The organism is Actinoplanes sp. NPDC051859 (assembly GCF_044452725.1).
GTDB lineage: Bacteria > Actinomycetota > Actinomycetes > Mycobacteriales > Micromonosporaceae > Actinoplanes.
Map to the genome: position 1 here is coordinate 33,961 of NZ_JBITBX010000017.1, position 15,175 is coordinate 49,135.

Genomic DNA, 15,175 nt, shown 5'->3' on the forward strand with positions numbered 1-15,175 from the left:
GAGTTTCTGCCGTCGCGACGTAAGCGGAAATCGCTCGACTGCCGAGCGAGAGCCAGTCTCAAGTAGCGAAACATGAGCGTCAATATCTTTAAGAATTGCCTCATGAATTTAGGCTGGGCTTCCGGTGAGCTTTATTCGACCGATACATTCATTGACGATGAGTGTCGGCGCCATGACAGGCGGCCGGGGTGCACTGGGCTGGCAGCGCCAATGCGGCGGCCCGATCCAGGGCAACCCGGCGGGTATCGACGGCGTCCGGCAGGTGCTGCAGAATCTCGTCGGGCAGACGGCTCAGGAAGTCTCGAGCCACCTCGGCAGCCGCGCTCACCAGTCCACTGTCGGCGGCGCACTTCGCATCTGCAACCGCTACAGCGACCTCCGTCTGGCGCAATGCTGTGCCGGCTCCGTGCTGGGCAAACTGTTCGCTCAGCCGGCTGCGGGCGTCGTCCGGTGTGGCAAATCGGTGTCCTGTTGCCGTCATGCACCCGGACCAGGCCGTGACCGCGGCGCGATACCGGCGGTCGTCCCGGACGGCGACGTCAATCCGCAGTCGCGCCTTCTGCTGCACCAGGATCAGCACGGCCTGACGGTCCAGATTGCCATACAGGTCCGCGCGGCTGGTGGCGATGCAGCCATCGGTGTCATAGCCCAATGTGGTCCCGTCGATCGTGACCGACCGCTGACGGGTGCCGGCGCCGGACAACGCCTGGTCGTAGCCGGCCTGCCGGCCCGGCGGAAGCGCGGCCCGCAGCGGATCCTCGCCGCCGGTCCGGGCGTAGGCAGCGGCGAGGCCGTAGCCTACGCTGCGCCGCGACGCCAGATCAGGACGAGTGACGGCGTCGGTGGCCGACTCGGTGCGTGGCAGCTCCGTGGCGTACGGCTGTCCCTGCGCGGCCATGCACCGGCGGATCAGCTCGTTCTCGGCCCTGGCGAGTAGTCGGGCCTCATCGTGCTCGGTGGCGGTGCCGGCAACCAGATCGACCGCTGCGGAGTCCAGTCGCAGCATGGTGCGGGAGCCCGCCGGCTGCTCGTGCGAACAGCCGGCGAGCAGTCCCGCCCCGACGATCATGCCGGCGACCAGCGTGCAGGTCAGCGCGTGGCGCATCAGCAAGTCACTCTCGTGGTTCGAAGCGGAGGTCAGCAGATCCACTTGTTGGAACTGATCCGGTCACCCCAGTTCTGGTTCCAGCCCAGGCCCTCGGTCCGGAAGCCGAGGTTATCCATGTACTGGCCGCGCTGGATGTCCATGGATCCGCCGCCGTAGTTGGGTCCGCTGTAGACCCGCACCGTGCACGTACGGCCCTTGTTGATGATGCTCGACGCGCAGTTGTCCCAGGTCTCGTTGCCGCAGGAGCCCTGGCGGTAGTCACCCCAGCGCGGGTTGTTGCCCTCGAACTTGCCCTTGGCGCCGTTGCGGAACTCGTCGACCCAGAAGCAGACGAAGCCGTCCGGACACTCGCGGTCGACCGCCTGCGCGGGGGCCGCCCAGGCGAGGCCGCCACTCAGGGCCAGGACGAAGGCGAGCAGTGGGCCCGCGATTCGACGAAACATGTGGTGCTCTCCCTACCGTTGACGTTGTGGCAGGCGTCAATGTAGGGACCCTCGGCGGATCGGCGTACCGTTTGCCGGCCGGTCGGGAAGCTGGGATGCCAGTGCGGCGGTGACCTGCGCCTCGACACTCCACTTGGGATGGCAGGCGGGATCGCCCGCCGCGTCCGAGGAAGCGAACGGGCCGCCTTCGACGATGCGAAGGCGGCCCGATCGGGTGGGTAGCCGAGGTCAGGAAGCGAGCTTCCAGGCGGACAGCGGACCGGTGGTGGTCGGCTTCAGGTTGCGGTTCCACCACTTGGCGACGTACTTCTTGCCCTGGTAGGAAACGACCTCGCCCTTCTCGTAGACGCCCGAGGGCGTCCACTGCGCGGTGCCGTCCGCGGCGACCGCGATCTCTTCCCACGGGCCGTACACGAAGCCCGGCGCGATCAGGGCCGTCCACCACAGCGCGCGCCAGGTCTTGCCCTCGTGGGTGACCAGATCGCCCTCATGGTAGATCTTCCACGCGGTCCACGCGGGCGTCGACGGCAGGTTCAGGCCGACGACCTCCGGGTTGTGGTCAGACGCCGCGAACGGGTCGGTGCCGTTGAACAGCAGCGTCGCGTTGTAGTTGTAGCGGCTGTAGTTGTACGCCACCGCCTCCTGCGCGTTGATCTGCCACACGTCGACGCCGGTCACCATGGCCTTCGCGGCCGGGCTGGCGAGGACGTGGTCGAGAGAGCCCGCAAGACCGTTGTACATGTACGAGTGGGCGTGCTCGTCGAAGATGCTGCCGAGGTTGAGGTAACCCGCCGCGTACAGCTTCTCCATCGGGTCCTCGTGCGTGTACGAGTTGAAGTCGCCGAGCAGGAAGATCCGGTCGGTGCGCAGCGTTGCCGCGGTCTGGGCGGCGAACGTGATGACAGCCTCGGCCTCACGGACCCGGGTCGCGTTGAAAGCGCCCTGGTTGACGTCCGGCGACGACTTGTCCTCTTCGTCACCCGGGTACAGCGGGGTGCCGGGGCTCTTCGACTTCCAGTGGTTGGCGACGACGACGAACGCGTCCGTGTCGGCGGCGCCGGCCTTCTTGAAGCCCTGGGACAGCGGCTGGCGGGCGATCGAGAACGGCTCGCCCGGGTCCGACTCGGTGAGCAGGACGACCGACGGGCCGACCGGCGCGACGTCCGCCTTCTTGTAGATGAACGCGGTGCGGATGACGTCCTGCTGGCCCAGCGGCGGCAGCTGGTCGGCGGCCGGCGACGGCACGTACGACCACACGGGCGAGCCGGCTGCGGCGTTGAGCGCGTCGACCAGGCCGGCGAGGGCGGTGTCCCGCGGCTCGCCGAACTTCACCGAGTTCTCGACCTCCTCCAGGGAGACGATGCTCGCACCGAGGCGGTTGATGCCGGTGACGACCTTCGACTGCTGCCGGGCGAAGCTCTCGGCGGTCGCCGCACCCCGCGGGCCGGGGGCGCCGTCAGGACCGGCGCACCGGTTCACGGCGATCTTGTTACCGGCCCGGTCGTTGTAGTAGGTGCAGGTGCCCAGGCCGGCGGCGACGTACCGCTCGCCGGTCATCGGGAAGTAGTTCTGCACGTTGAACGTGCCGAGGCGGGCGTTGCCCTTCACCGCGGCGGGCTGCTGCTTGCCGGCGCGGACGTCGCTGAACGTCGCCACGGCGGAGCCGTTGCCAGTGACCTGCGCGGTCGGCTGGAAGTTCCAGCCCGAGAACCGGTAGTCGAGCACGACCGGCTGGTGGAAGGTGACCTTCGCGCCCACGCTGACCGGGTTCTCCGGGGTGAACCACGGCAGCGGGGTGCCGTTGTTGGCGCTCGTGCTGTAGTTCAGCGTCGACGCGTCGTCGAGGGTGATCGCTCGCGCGGCCGCGTCCGCCACTGCGGCCTTCGCCGCCGCGCTGCCCGGCCGACCGGCGTCGGTCGGCTGCCGCAGCGGCTCCTCCCCGGCCACCAGGGTGAAGGAGCCGTAGAAGTTCGCGTTGTAGTTGTTGGCGACCGTGAAGGTGCCCTGCGGCGCGACCAGCTCGCCCTCGTGGGCCTCCTTCTGCTCCGCCGTCGTGAGCTGCGACCACGGCAGCTGCCGCGGCGCCACGGCCGGCAGCGCGGTGTCGAGCTTCGTCACGGTCGGACCGGTGATCTCGGTCAGGCCCTGGAACTCGACGGCCTTGCCGGTGACCCGCACGGAGTCGCCGGTGGTCACCTGCGTGGCGACCTGCGAGCCGAACACGAACACGGCGTCCGAGGCGCCGGGAGTGGTGTCGTCGCCGCCGGTCTGCAGGAAGAAGCCGTTGAAACCGCCGGTCGCGTAGACAGCGGTCACGACACCCTCGGTGGTGACGGCCTGGTTGGCGTACGGCGAGGTGTCGGTGTTCGTGCCCTGCAGGGCCGCGATCGTCACGACCGCGGCGGGCGCGCTCACCTGGAAGTCGAACGTCGCCGTGCCGCTGAGCCCCGCCGAGTCCGTCGCCGTGACGGTCACCTTCGAGGTGCCAGCGGCGGTCGGTGTTCCCGAGAGGACGCCCGCCGTCGAGAGCGCCAGGCCGGCGGGAAGATCAACGGCGGTCCAGGTGTACGGCGCGGCGCCGCCCGTCGCCGCCAGCGTGAGCGGCGTGATCGCGGTGCCGGTCGTCGCGTTCTGCGTACCGGGGCCGGTGACCGTCACGCCGGTCGGGGGCGTCGTGCCGCCGTCCGATGCCGCGTTCTGCGGGGTGGGCGCGGCCGTACGGAAGTCAGCGGTGTTGTTGTCGGTGTCCGCGCCCGCCGTGCCTCGCTGGTAGCTCAGCACCACCGAGTTGCCGGTCGACGCCGTGCCCTCGGGCGCGTTGCTGGTGCCCCAGCCGATCCGGTCGGTGACCGTGGCGTCGGTCGGCAGCACGCCCGTGGTGCTCGCCGCCAGGTAGAGGGTGCCACCAGCGGCGCCGGGGTTGAGGCCGGTGCCGGTGCTCGCGTCCGCCGTCGGCAGCGCCGCGCCCGGGTTGGTGGTCGAGCCGTTGCCCGGCAGCTGGACGAGGAAGTGACCGTTTGCGGCAACCGAACCCGACAGGGCGAACACCGAGCCGCCGCTGGGCGTGGTGGTGTTCGTCGCGGGCCGGTACTGCAGGGTGGTTCCGGCCAGCGAGATCGCGCTCGCGGTCGGGTTGAAGAGCTCGACGAACTTGTTGCTGTACGCGGCCCCGGACGAGCCGCCGTTGACGTAGACCTCGTTGATGACCAGGCCGGTTCCCGCCGGGTTGGCATACGCCGGCGCGGCGAGCCCGCCGGCGGCCAGCGACAGGGCGACGGTCGCGATAGTTGATCGTTTCATGAGCGCAGGGGACGACGCCCCCGACCTCCAATATGCGGGCTGCAACTCCCAGACGAGTCAGCGTCGGTTCACGACCGTGAAGTGGCGCCGCCTCGTCCGGAGACAGAATTCGAATGGTCGATGACACGCTAGAGCACGTTTATCGATATGACGAGATTGACCTCGGTAAAGGAATCGTGTCGAACGAGCGGGAGGCGCCTGGCGGCACCGAAATGTTCACCCTGGAGTCTTTTGAGCAACACGTCGCGGTCAACTGTGACCGCACGGCCCGGCATGGGACCGCCCGTTATGGAGCTATTCGACAAGTCCGGCGCGGAATGCGGCGAGGGCGAGTTGCACCCGATTGGTGGCGGTCAACTTCTCGAACAGGTGGGTGACATGGCTCTTCACCGTGGCCTCGCTCAGGTGCAGGGTGCGGGCAATGGCCGCGTTGGCGTGCCCCAGGCCGATCTGCACGAGGATCTCCCGTTCCCGCTCCGTGACCGCGGCGAGCCGGTTCAGCGCTTCGGCCCGCGCCTGCGACCGGTCCTGGAGAGTGACGCGGCGGATCACCTGGCGCGTCACCTGGGGAGACAGCATGGCGTCCCCGGCGGCGGCGAGTCGGATCGCCCGGAGCAGGTCGGTTGGCGGGGTGTCTTTGAGGAGGAAGCCGGCCGCGCCCGCACCGAGCGCCCGGAACACGTCCTCATCGGTGTTGAAGGTCGTCAGCATGATCACCGCGGGTGGTTGCGGCCGGTGCCGGATCGCCGCGGTGGCCGCGATGCCGTCCGACCGGGGCATCCGGATGTCCATCAGCACGACGTCGGGCCGGTGCCGGTCCACGGCTGCCGCGGCCGCCTGCCCGTCCGCCGCCTCGGCGATGACCGTCAGGTCGTCGGTCGTCTCCAGGATCATCCGCAGTCCCGCCCGGACCAACGCCTCATCGTCGGCGATCAGCACCGAGATCATGAGACATCCGCGTGCGGGTGCTGCCCGGGTACGACAGCGGACAACCGCCAGCCGCCGTGCACGGGACCGCTGCGCAGCGAGCCGCCGGCCAACCGGATGCGCTCCGCCAGCCCGGCCAGCCCGGAACCAGCTCCGGGCAGCTTCCCGGTCGGGCCGGCGGTGGCCGTCAGCTCGTTGCACACGCTCACGGCCACGCTGCCGTCATCGGCGCGGCACACCGAGACCGTGGTGGGTGCCTGGGGTGCGTGTTTGCGGGCGTTGGTCAAGCCTTCCTGCACGATCCGGTAGACCACGCGCGCGGTGGCCGCCGGCAACTCGCCGGCGTCGTCGCTCAGCTCGATCGGTTGACCGGCCCGGGCGGACGCCGCCACGAGCGTCGTGAGAGTCGCCTCCGGACCCGGAGGCTCGAGTCCGTCGTGCAGAATGCCCAACACATCGCGGAGGTCGGTGAGCGCCTCCCGTGCCGTCGTCTGAATCAGGGAAGCGCTGTCGCGCAGCTTCGGATCGTCGTCGGCGCGCAGCTCGAGAGCTCCCGCGTACAGGGCGATGAGCGAGACCTTGTGGGCCATGACATCGTGCATCTCCCGGGCTATGTGTGCGCGCTCGGCGGCACGGGCCTGCTCGTCACGCAGCAGTCGCTCCGTGTCGATGAGTCGGGTCTGCTCGCGCAGGGACACCACCAGCGCCTCCCGGGTGGCCTGGTGGACCCCGATCAGAAGAACCAACCCGACACCGAGCGGCGGGAAGATCGCCTCATCCAGTGTCAGCCGCCCGGCATCGAGCCACGACCACGTCGCATAACCGGCCCAGGCGGCGATCCCGCCGAGCCAGCCCCGCCGTCGAGGTGCGTACCGGCCGGCGGCATAGAGGCCGCCGAGGAGCGGGACCGGGTTGCCGGTGAGCGCGAAGGCGCCCGCACCAGCCACGGCGCTGCACAACGGCCAGCGCCGCCGCGGCCACAGGGCCGCACTGCCCACCAAGCCAGCCGCCAGCACGATCGGCCAGGGCAGGGGAGACCACGGCGTTTTCACCGCCAGCCCGCTCGCTAGCAGGCACCCGGCGACCAGGGCGCCGTCGATCAGCCGGGGGGCTCCCTGACGAAACATGCGGGCAGCCTAGCGAGCGGGCGAGCCCCGACCCCACCGCCTTTGGTCGACGGTTCGGGACTACCCGGATACGACTTTCGTCGCAGCTGGCGGCGACTCCGCGGCGATGTGGCGGCCTGGCCGGTTCCGAGAGGCTGGGCGCTGCCACCGAACGACGCACTCTCCGGGAGCAGAGATGAAGGTCCAGATCCGCCGTACGTTGCTCGGGCTGCTGGTCGGGTGTGCCGGCGTACCCGCCCTGGGTCCGCTGGCGACACCGGCTGCGGCGGCGCCGGCCGGCTGCCGGACCGCCACCCCGGGCGCCGTCGCAGAATTCTTCGACACGAGGCTGCCGGGCCGGCTGGCGGCCGATCGGGTGCCCGGCGCCGCGGTCTCCGTCGCGGCCGGCGGCACCACGGCCTTCAGCAAGGGGTACGGGCTGGCAGACGTCGAGCACCACGTCCCCTTCGACGCCACGCGTTCCCTGGTGCGGATAGCGTCGATCTCGAAGCTGTTCACCTGGACAGCGGTGATGCAACAGGTCGCGGCCGGACGCCTCGATCTGGACGACGACGTGAACCGGTACCTGACCGGATTCGCCATCCCCCGCACGTACCCGCAGCCGATCACGCTGCGCCATCTCATGAGCCACACCGCGGGCTTCGAGGACTTCAGCGTCGACACGGCCGCCCGGGATCCCGCCGACGTGCCCCCGCTCGGGCAGTACCTGGCCGAGCACCTGCCCGCCCGGATCCGGCCGCCCGGCGAGATCTCCGCCTACTCGAACTACGGTGCGGCCCTCGCCGGGTACATCGTCAGCCAGGTCAGCGGGACGACGTACGACGACTACCTCCACCGGCACGTGCTGGCTCCGCTCGCCATGACCCGCAGCACCGCCGCCGAGCCGGTGCCGCCAGCCTTGGCCCCGGACCTGGCGCGCAGCTACGACACCGAGGTCACACCACCCGCGGCGTACCCGTTCACCTTCGACCAGATGCCGCCGGACGGCTCGGTGTCCACCACCGCCGCGGACATGGCGCGGTTCATGAACGCCCACCTACACGACGGCATCCTCGACCCGCAGACGACCGCACGCATGCACCAGCGCTCGTTCACCGCCGATCCGCGCATCGACGGGTACGCCCACGGTTTCAAAGAGCGCACCAGCAACGGGCATCGGGTTCTCCTGCACGACGGCGGGTGGGAGGGCTTCGCCAGCGTCATGATGCTCGTACCGGACTGTGACCTCGGACTGTTCTTCACGACCAACAGCCGCAGCGGCGCCGGGCCCGACATGCAGGCGATCATCGACGCGTTCTTCGACCGGTTCGCCCCGGAAGGAGGCGGATCCCCTGCGCCGGCAGTCGGCTCGTCTCCGGATGGCCTGGCACGGCCGAGCGCTCCGACGCCCGGTTTCTACAAACCGACCCGGCACAACGCGACGACGTTCGAGAAGCTCACCACCCTGGTGTCGCCATCGCGGCTCACCATCGACGGCGACGGGGCCGTCCATTTCCGGGGCAAGGTTTGGGCGCAGCAGGGCGGGGACCTCTATCGGGCGCCCGACGGCGACCGCCTGGTTTTTCTCGCCGGGACGGACGGCCGCCGGTACGTAGCCACCGACGGCGCGGCCGCCGAACTGATGCCGGCGGCCGAGACGCCGCTGGTCAACATGGCGGTGCTGCTGGCCGTCCTCCTTCCGGCCAGCGGCACTCTCGTCCTGCTTGCCGGCGCGATCGTGCGGGTGGTCCGCCGCCGTGCCGCCCGGACCACTCGCAGGTGGCGGAGGGCCCGCGGCGTGGCGGTGGGTGCGGCTCTCCTCGATGTGGTGTTCCTCGTCGTTCTCGGCGTCATCCTGGCCGGCAACACCGACGAGTTCCTGTTCCACGTGCCGTTGCACTTTCGCTTGCTGCTCCTCGTGCCCGTCCTGGCGACAGCCGTGGCCGTGGCCGCGGTCGGTTTGACCGCGCAGAGTTGGCGTGGCTCAGGTGCCGGGGTGGTCGCCCGGACTCATCAGGTCACGCTGCTGGCTGGGCACGCGGCGCTGGTCTGGTTTGTCTGGCAATGGAATCTCATCGCCTGACGTCCGTGGCCTGACGCGCTCGGAGCAGCATGCGCAGGACGAACAGACCGGTGACCGCCACGACCTGGGCGCCCAGGATGATCCGGTTGAGGTCGAGCGCGGGCTGCCAGGACACCTGCCCGTTCTTCACCACGAAGACACCCAGCGGCTTCGCGGACACACCGAATCCGCCACCGGTCCCGCCGGCCTCCTGCCCCTCGGGCGCGGGGCCGGTGCCGCTGCCACCGCCGCCCCCACTGCCGATCTTTGCGACGGGCAGCACCAGGACGCCGTCGTGGTGGATGGGGGAGCCGAAGACCTTGCCCACCGTGGCGTTGTCCAGCACCTCCCGCAGCGAGTCGAGCATCGGGGCGTCGTTGGCGGTCGTGATCGTCATGACGAGCCATCTCCTTGGTGGGATCGCCGCGCAGCCACGGTCGCGGCTGCGCCCTTCCCACCGTGGCACCGACGTCGGTGCGGGGAAAGGGCCAGACGCCCGCATGCGCTACTGTCGGCCAATGTCTGGTCCGGGCGATGTGCCGCCGGAGATCCTGGAGCAGTTGCGCCTCACCTGCGGCCGACTGCCCGAGGCCTACGAGGAGCCGGCGTGGATCGGCATCCGGTGGCGGATCCGCACCCGGACGATCGCCCACGTTTATACGCCGGACGTGGCCCGCTATCCGGTCTACGCCCAGCACGCTGTTGCCGGGGTGGCGCCGACGGTGCTGACGTTTCGCGTACCCCTGGATGATCTGCTCGGTCTGACCGCCCGTGGCTTCCCGTTCTTTCGCGCTCCGTGGGGCCACAATGTGGCCGCGGCTGTGCTCGACGCTGACACGGACTGGGCCGAGATCGATGAGCTGGTCACCGACAGCTATTGCGAGCAGGCCCCGAAGTTTCTCGTCGCTCGACTCTTTCCCGCACCATGATCGTCTCTTTCCCGCACCATGATCGTTGAGTAGCCGCTCAGTAACGCGGCGTTGTGATTGCCGGCCGAAGGCGCTACGTTCCGGGCATGGACAGCTCCTATGTGATCAGAGCGGCCCATGCGTTCGATGGGGCGGCGTTTCTTCCCGGCGGGGCGCAAGTCCACATCGACAACGATCGCATCGTGGCAGTACGGTCGCAGCACGCGCCGCTCCCGCCGGGACTACCGGTGCTGGAACGTCCCGGTGCCACCGTGCTGCCGGGTCTGATCGATACCCATGTGCATCTCGTGGCCGGGGACGAGCCGGACGCGCTGGTGTTGGACGCCGACCGGTCCGGCGCCGAACGTGAGCAGGTGATCAGGCGCGCGCTGCTCGCCCAGGTCGGTGCCGGGGTGACGACGGTGCGGGATCTGGGCGACAACCGGTACGCCGTCCTGGACCGAAAGGTGCAGGATGACGAGCCATCGGTGCTCGGAGCAGGCCCGCCGATCACCTCGGTGGGCGGCCACTGTGCCGCGCTCGGCGGCGAGGCCAGCGGGCCGGCTGCGCTGCGGGACGCCGTCGCGGAGCGGGCAGAACACGGTGCGCACGTCGTCAAGGTCATCGTCTCCGGCGGGGCGATGACCGCCGGCTCGGACCTGCTCCGCCTGCAGTTCGCTGCCGCCGACGTCCGGGTCGTGGTGGAAGAGGCGCACCGCCGGGGAATTCCGGTGACCGCGCACGCCCATCCGGTCGCCGCGGTCGAGGTGTGCCTGTCCGCGGGCGTCGACGCCATCGAGCACTGCACCTGTCTGACCGCGAACGGGATCCACACCCCGGCGGCGGTGACGGCCCGGCTGGCCGCACGACGGACCATGGTGTGCCCGACGTTCGGCCGGCTGCCCACGCTGCCGCCATCTCCGCAGGCGGTGGCGGTGATGCGCCGGACCGGCATGACGCTCGAGGCCCGGTTCGCTCAGGTCGGCGGGCTGTACGCCGCCGGGGTGCCCCTGCTGGCCGGTTCGGACGCCGGGATCCATCCGGCGAAGCCGCACGGCGTGCTGCCGTACGCGATCGGCGAGCTGGTTCGCTCCGGCCTGCCGGTGTCGGCCGCAGTGGCGGCCGCGACCTCCGTGGCCGCCGAGGCCTGCGGGCTGGCAAAGACGGTCGGCTGGCTCCGCCCCGGCGCGGTGGCCGATGTGCTCGTGGTCGACGGCGTGGTGGAAAGTGACGTGCTCGCGCTCACCCGCGTCCGGGACGTCGTTCTGCGCGGAAAATTCGCCGAACGATCTAACGCCGGGTCACCAGCACTGAGTTGACGACCTCGCCGAGTGGGTGCACGAGCAGCTGGGGCACCAGGCCCGCGTCCTGGACGTCGTCGAGGTCGACCGTGGGATACAGCAGGGCGCGAAGGCCGTCGGCACTACGAATGACGACATGGGTTCCCGGCTGCACCGTCGCACCGATGGCGCGCAAGGCCGCCTGTTTCTGCTCCCGGGTCGTGCCAACCAGGGCAGCCAGCACCACGACGTCGCAGTCGGCGACTATGCGGGCCAGGTCGGACGAGGAGGTCGCGTCGGCCGAGACGACGCTGATCTGTCGGGCCGGGGCGATGCGGTCGACGACGAGGCGCGAGAGCTCGACGGCTTCGCGGTCGCGGTCGACCACCGTGACGGGCACCCCCAAAGCGCGGTGCAGCAGGATGGAGCTGAGCGGCAGCGGACCGCCGCCGATGAAACACAGTCGGCGCGTGGCCTCCGGCCGATGACCGGCGCCGGCGAGTGCGTGCAGTTCCAATCGAGCCAGCTGCTCGTAATTCTCCAGGTAGGGGAAGGCAGCCACGGAACCGGTGGCGAGCGCCTGACGGGCCCAGGCACTCTCGAGCAGGGACTCGCCCTGGGCGCACAACCGGATCAACTCATCGCGTACGGCGTCGACGCGCGGATCGGCCAGCACCGCCGCGGTGTCGGCGGCGTCAGCACCGGTGCAGGCGCTGACCAAGTCCGCGAACAGCGCGTTGAGCGCGGGCGAGGGAGCGAGGTCCGGGGCGGCTCGTAACCGTTCGTACACGTCGAGAATGCGGCTGGCGAGGAGGTTGACGTCCCAGGCTGGGGCGGTGGACACGCTCAGCATCCGGGCGCCCGCAGCAGCGCGTCGACGTCAATTTCGAAGTGCACCGTGTGGTACGGATCAGGCCGGCAATCGTGGATCTCGCGAGTGGGCAGCGATCGCCAGAAGGTTTCCGCGCCGGGGACGCTGGCGTCGGTATGCAGGTAGACCCGGCGGTATCCGCCCGGGCCGGTGCTCCAGCTGACAGCCTTCCCGGCGAGGGCCCGACCGACACCGCGCCGGCGTGCACGCGCGGCGACCCACACGCGGACGAGCTGGCAGACGTCCGGCTGGTTGTACTCGTGGGCGAGCCAGTCCGGGTTGGGCGGGCTGGCCAGCAGGCACGGTTTGACGGCGGCGGTGCCGACGATGCCGCTCTCGTCCCGGGCGACGACCAGCACACAGCCCGGCCGGCGCAGGTAGGCCGCTTCGAGGTCGTCGAGATCGGAGTGCCACTGCGGGCGGTAGCCGCCGAGGTCGGCATGCAGCACGGCACGCATGACCGTTCCCGCTTCGGCCAGGTCGGCAGGCGTGGCAACGGCGACGGTCAGGCCCGGGGCTTCGGCCAGACCCGTTCTCTGCGGGTTAGACATGCTTCTCCCAACGTCATGCGGCAACGTTAATAGCAACGATTTTCATTTGCCGAGGTGACGCTGCGGCCGACCGGCCCCGTGCTCGCTAGAGCAGCGGCTCGATGTGGCGGCTGGGCAGGGGGCCGGGTTTGGCGATGTAGTAGCCCTGGCCGTGGCGGACGCCGAGGGCCATGAGTTGGGCGTGTTCGGCGTAGGTTTCGATGCCTTCGGCGACCAGTACGGCGCCGACGCTTTCGGAGAAGGAGAACAGGGCGCGGGCGAGGGCGATGCGGACGGGGTCCTGGTCGATGTCGCGGGTCAGCGAGATGTCGAGTTTGATGATGTCGGGTTGGATTTGCAGGATTTGGCTGAGGTTGGCGAAGCCGGAGCCGGCGTCGTCGACGGCGATTTTGATGCCGGCGGCGCGGAGCAGGTCCATGACTTCGCGCAGTGCGGTGTAGTCGGTGACCTGGGTGTGTTCGGTCAGTTCGACGGTGAGGCTGTGGTGGGCGTGGGCGAGCAGCATGGTGATGGTGCGGGGTTCGAGGAGGGCTTCGACGGAGGCGTTGAGGCTGAGCCAGACGCCGGTGGGGAGGTCGCTGATGCGCAGCAGGGCGCGTTCGATGGCGAGGATTTCGAGGTCGACGCCGAGGCCGGCGGTGTAGGCGGCGTGGAAGGCGTCGGCGGGGTTGGTGAAGTGCTCTCCGGTGAACCGGGCGAGCGCTTCGTAGCCGTTCACGACGCCGTCTTCGAGCTGGACGATCGGCTGAAACACGATCTGTACGGCACCTTCGCGCAATACGTCACGCACGGCCTGAGTGGCGGGGGAGGGGAGCTGCGCGACGGTCATGCTGCAACGATCGGCGTCCGCCCTCAAGCCGGGCTCCAGCCGCCGTCAACAGCCGAACAAGGTCCTCCGCGGCGGCGATCTGTCAGACATATTCCCGTCCGCAAGCCGCCCGGGTCCTCGGCATCTCCACCCCCGCCCTCAGCCTGCGCCTGCTGCGCGCGCGACGCCGCCTGCGCCGGTACTACTCCGGAGAGGCCGCATGCTGCAGGAACCGCTGGGTGCCGCCTCGATCGACCCGGTGTACTGGACACTCTGGACCGAGCTCCGGTTCTACCTGCTGTTCGCTGTCTTCGTCGTCGTCCCCGGCACCACCTACCGGCGTACGGTCATCTTCTGCGTGGTCTGGATTGTCGCCGCGATGGCGGCCCCGGCGATCAACCACCCGGTTTACACCATGGCGACGCTCTCGGCTTTCGCGCCGTTCTTCACCGCCGGGATCACGATGTACCTGATGCGCAGGTACGGTCCCACGCCGCTGCTGTGGGCGATCGTCGGCTTCACTTGGCTGATCAACATGTACCACTTCAGCCTGCGACCCGTGGTGAACCCGGGGTGGACGGTCGCCATCTGGCCCGCGCTGCTCATCATCACCCTGGCGTACGGTGCGCTCCTGCTGATCGCGCTGGGCTACACCGATCGGTGGAACTGGCGGTGGCTGACCGTGGCGGGCGCGCTGACATTCCCCTTCTACCTCCTGCACCGGCGCGTCGGTAACGTGCTGATCCAGTACGGACACCAGCACACCGGCCTGCCCGCGGGCGTGCTCGTCGCGGGCGCAATCGTCATTTTGCTCGGCGCTGCCTGGCTGGTCTACCGCCTGATCGAGGTCCCGTTCGGCCCGCGCCTGCACGCCGCCATGCAACGCGGCATCGAGGCGGCTCGCCGTGCGGAGCCGACGCCGCCTATTCCGCACCCGCAGGTGCGAACCGCAAGATCGCGCAAGCCAGCACCAGCCGCGGGTCCAACCCGGCTTGGCTCGTCGCGGTGACATCGACCAGCTGCTCCTCGTGCTGCTGTGCGATGAAGGCAACCGGCCGCTTGCGGGCCAGGAACAGGATGCGTCCCGACCCGTGCGGCTCCACCATGACCGCCCTGGTCCGACCCGTCAGGTCCTTGATGAACGTCCGACTGTCGGTGGGCCGGTCAGCGCCGGGCCGCGTCAACCGGCCGACGATGAGGCCGAAGCGGTTGTCGAGAACATCCCAGGTCGGCACGGGTGGCTTGCGCGTCAGGTAAGCGTGGCGCAGGTCGCTCAGCGAGCGACGCAACCGGGTGCGTACGGCAAGCCGGCGATCGACGAGCAGCGCCAGCCGGTCCGACGCCGTCGTCGGCTCGGCAGGCAGCTGCGGCCGAACGTGCGCGAGCAGGGTGATCAGCGGGCTGGCCGGATCACCCGCAACGACCTTCGGTCCCGGTGGCTCCGGCGCCCAGGCCCCCGCGCGGTCGCGGGTGATGGTCGCAATGTCGATCAGCCCGGCCAGCACCCGCACGGTGCCGACTTGACGGTCCGCACGCAGGGTGTATCGCCCGGCGAGGAGCTGTTCCGGCCAGCCTGACCGGAGAAGGTGGGACTGCACAATGATCACGGTAGATGGATGCTGCCACAGTTTGCCGCCGTCGAATGTGGTACTCGCGGCCAGAGTCTGGGCCACCGATCGGTCGAGGGCGAGTTCAGTGGCGCCTTCCCGCCGGTCGGCCGCCCGGCCACGACAGGAATCTGACACCTCGAGAGTGACCCGCCAACGGTCTATCGCCGCCGCTGCCGGCTGTGGGTGACCGGACATAGCAGG

The 15,175-nt window shown here is 69.7% G+C and carries 14 protein-coding genes; 4 read left to right on the forward strand and 10 right to left on the reverse strand.

Going from position 1 to position 15,175, the window contains the following annotated elements; translation table 11 throughout:
- Positions 1 to 148: 148 nt before the first annotated feature.
- From ACIA1L_RS30100 to ACIA1L_RS30120, 5 genes are all read right to left on the reverse strand, one after another.
- The gene (locus ACIA1L_RS30100) at positions 149 to 1,111 is read right to left on the reverse strand and encodes a hypothetical protein (protein ID WP_396076396.1); all 963 of its coding nucleotides are present in this window, start codon (positions 1,109 to 1,111) and stop codon (positions 149 to 151) included.
- 26 nt (positions 1,112 to 1,137) lie between these two features.
- The gene (locus ACIA1L_RS30105; protein WP_396076397.1) at positions 1,138 to 1,551 is read right to left on the reverse strand and encodes a peptidase inhibitor family I36 protein; all 414 of its coding nucleotides are present in this window, start codon (positions 1,549 to 1,551) and stop codon (positions 1,138 to 1,140) included.
- Positions 1,552 to 1,779: 228 nt separating this feature from the next.
- Positions 1,780 to 4,851 (reverse strand): ExeM/NucH family extracellular endonuclease, encoded by a 3,072-nt coding sequence (locus ACIA1L_RS30110; protein ID WP_396076398.1) that lies wholly within the window; start codon positions 4,849 to 4,851, stop codon positions 1,780 to 1,782.
- A gap of 294 nt (positions 4,852 to 5,145) precedes the next feature.
- A complete protein-coding gene (locus ACIA1L_RS30115; RefSeq protein WP_396076399.1) occupies positions 5,146 to 5,799 on the reverse strand; it encodes a response regulator in 654 nt (217 codons plus the stop codon).
- On the reverse strand, positions 5,796 to 6,905 hold the full coding sequence (locus ACIA1L_RS30120; RefSeq protein WP_396076400.1) for a sensor histidine kinase: 1,110 nt from the start codon (positions 6,903 to 6,905) through the stop codon (positions 5,796 to 5,798). Before ACIA1L_RS30120 ends, ACIA1L_RS30115 begins: the two co-directional genes overlap by 4 nt.
- 175 nt (positions 6,906 to 7,080) lie before the next feature.
- Between ACIA1L_RS30120 and ACIA1L_RS30125 the strand changes: the two genes are divergently transcribed.
- Positions 7,081 to 8,967 (forward strand): serine hydrolase domain-containing protein, encoded by a 1,887-nt coding sequence (locus ACIA1L_RS30125; RefSeq protein WP_396076401.1) that lies wholly within the window; start codon positions 7,081 to 7,083, stop codon positions 8,965 to 8,967.
- On the opposite strand, the gene ACIA1L_RS30130 is transcribed toward ACIA1L_RS30125, so the two are convergent.
- Positions 8,957 to 9,343: a spore germination protein GerW family protein gene (locus tag ACIA1L_RS30130; RefSeq protein WP_396076402.1), complete on the reverse strand. Its 387-nt coding sequence runs from the start codon at positions 9,341 to 9,343 to the stop codon at positions 8,957 to 8,959. The genes ACIA1L_RS30125 and ACIA1L_RS30130 overlap by 11 nt on opposite strands.
- A 121-nt stretch (positions 9,344 to 9,464) precedes the next feature.
- On the opposite strand from ACIA1L_RS30130, the gene ACIA1L_RS30135 reads away from it, so the two are divergent.
- Positions 9,465 to 9,875 (forward strand): MmcQ/YjbR family DNA-binding protein, encoded by a 411-nt coding sequence (locus ACIA1L_RS30135; protein ID WP_396076403.1) that lies wholly within the window; start codon positions 9,465 to 9,467, stop codon positions 9,873 to 9,875.
- A gap of 86 nt (positions 9,876 to 9,961) precedes the next feature.
- The gene (locus tag ACIA1L_RS30140) at positions 9,962 to 11,173 is read left to right on the forward strand and encodes an amidohydrolase family protein (protein ID WP_396076404.1); all 1,212 of its coding nucleotides are present in this window, start codon (positions 9,962 to 9,964) and stop codon (positions 11,171 to 11,173) included.
- Here the strand turns inward: ACIA1L_RS30140 and ACIA1L_RS30145 are convergent.
- The 3 genes from ACIA1L_RS30145 to ACIA1L_RS30155 form a co-directional block, all read right to left on the reverse strand.
- Positions 11,145 to 11,978: a nicotianamine synthase family protein gene (locus ACIA1L_RS30145; protein ID WP_396076405.1), complete on the reverse strand. Its 834-nt coding sequence runs from the start codon at positions 11,976 to 11,978 to the stop codon at positions 11,145 to 11,147. The genes ACIA1L_RS30140 and ACIA1L_RS30145 overlap by 29 nt on opposite strands.
- A gap of 2 nt (positions 11,979 to 11,980) precedes the next feature.
- Positions 11,981 to 12,556, reverse strand: coding sequence for a GNAT family N-acetyltransferase (locus tag ACIA1L_RS30150; protein WP_396076406.1), 576 nt, complete (start codon positions 12,554 to 12,556; stop codon positions 11,981 to 11,983).
- Between the two features lie 85 nt (positions 12,557 to 12,641).
- The gene (locus tag ACIA1L_RS30155; RefSeq protein ID WP_396076407.1) at positions 12,642 to 13,385 is read right to left on the reverse strand and encodes an EAL domain-containing protein; all 744 of its coding nucleotides are present in this window, start codon (positions 13,383 to 13,385) and stop codon (positions 12,642 to 12,644) included.
- A 199-nt stretch (positions 13,386 to 13,584) separates the two neighbouring features.
- Here ACIA1L_RS30155 and ACIA1L_RS30160 point away from each other — a divergent pair, with 199 nt between their 5' ends.
- Positions 13,585 to 14,373, forward strand: a complete 789-nt coding sequence (locus tag ACIA1L_RS30160; protein WP_396076408.1) for an acyltransferase family protein — start codon at positions 13,585 to 13,587, stop codon at positions 14,371 to 14,373.
- Here the strand turns inward: ACIA1L_RS30160 and ACIA1L_RS30165 are convergent.
- Complete coding sequence (locus tag ACIA1L_RS30165) at positions 14,288 to 14,962, reverse strand: hypothetical protein (protein ID WP_396076409.1); 675 nt, start codon at positions 14,960 to 14,962, stop codon at positions 14,288 to 14,290. The genes ACIA1L_RS30160 and ACIA1L_RS30165 overlap by 86 nt on opposite strands.
- Positions 14,963 to 15,175 lie beyond the last annotated feature (213 nt).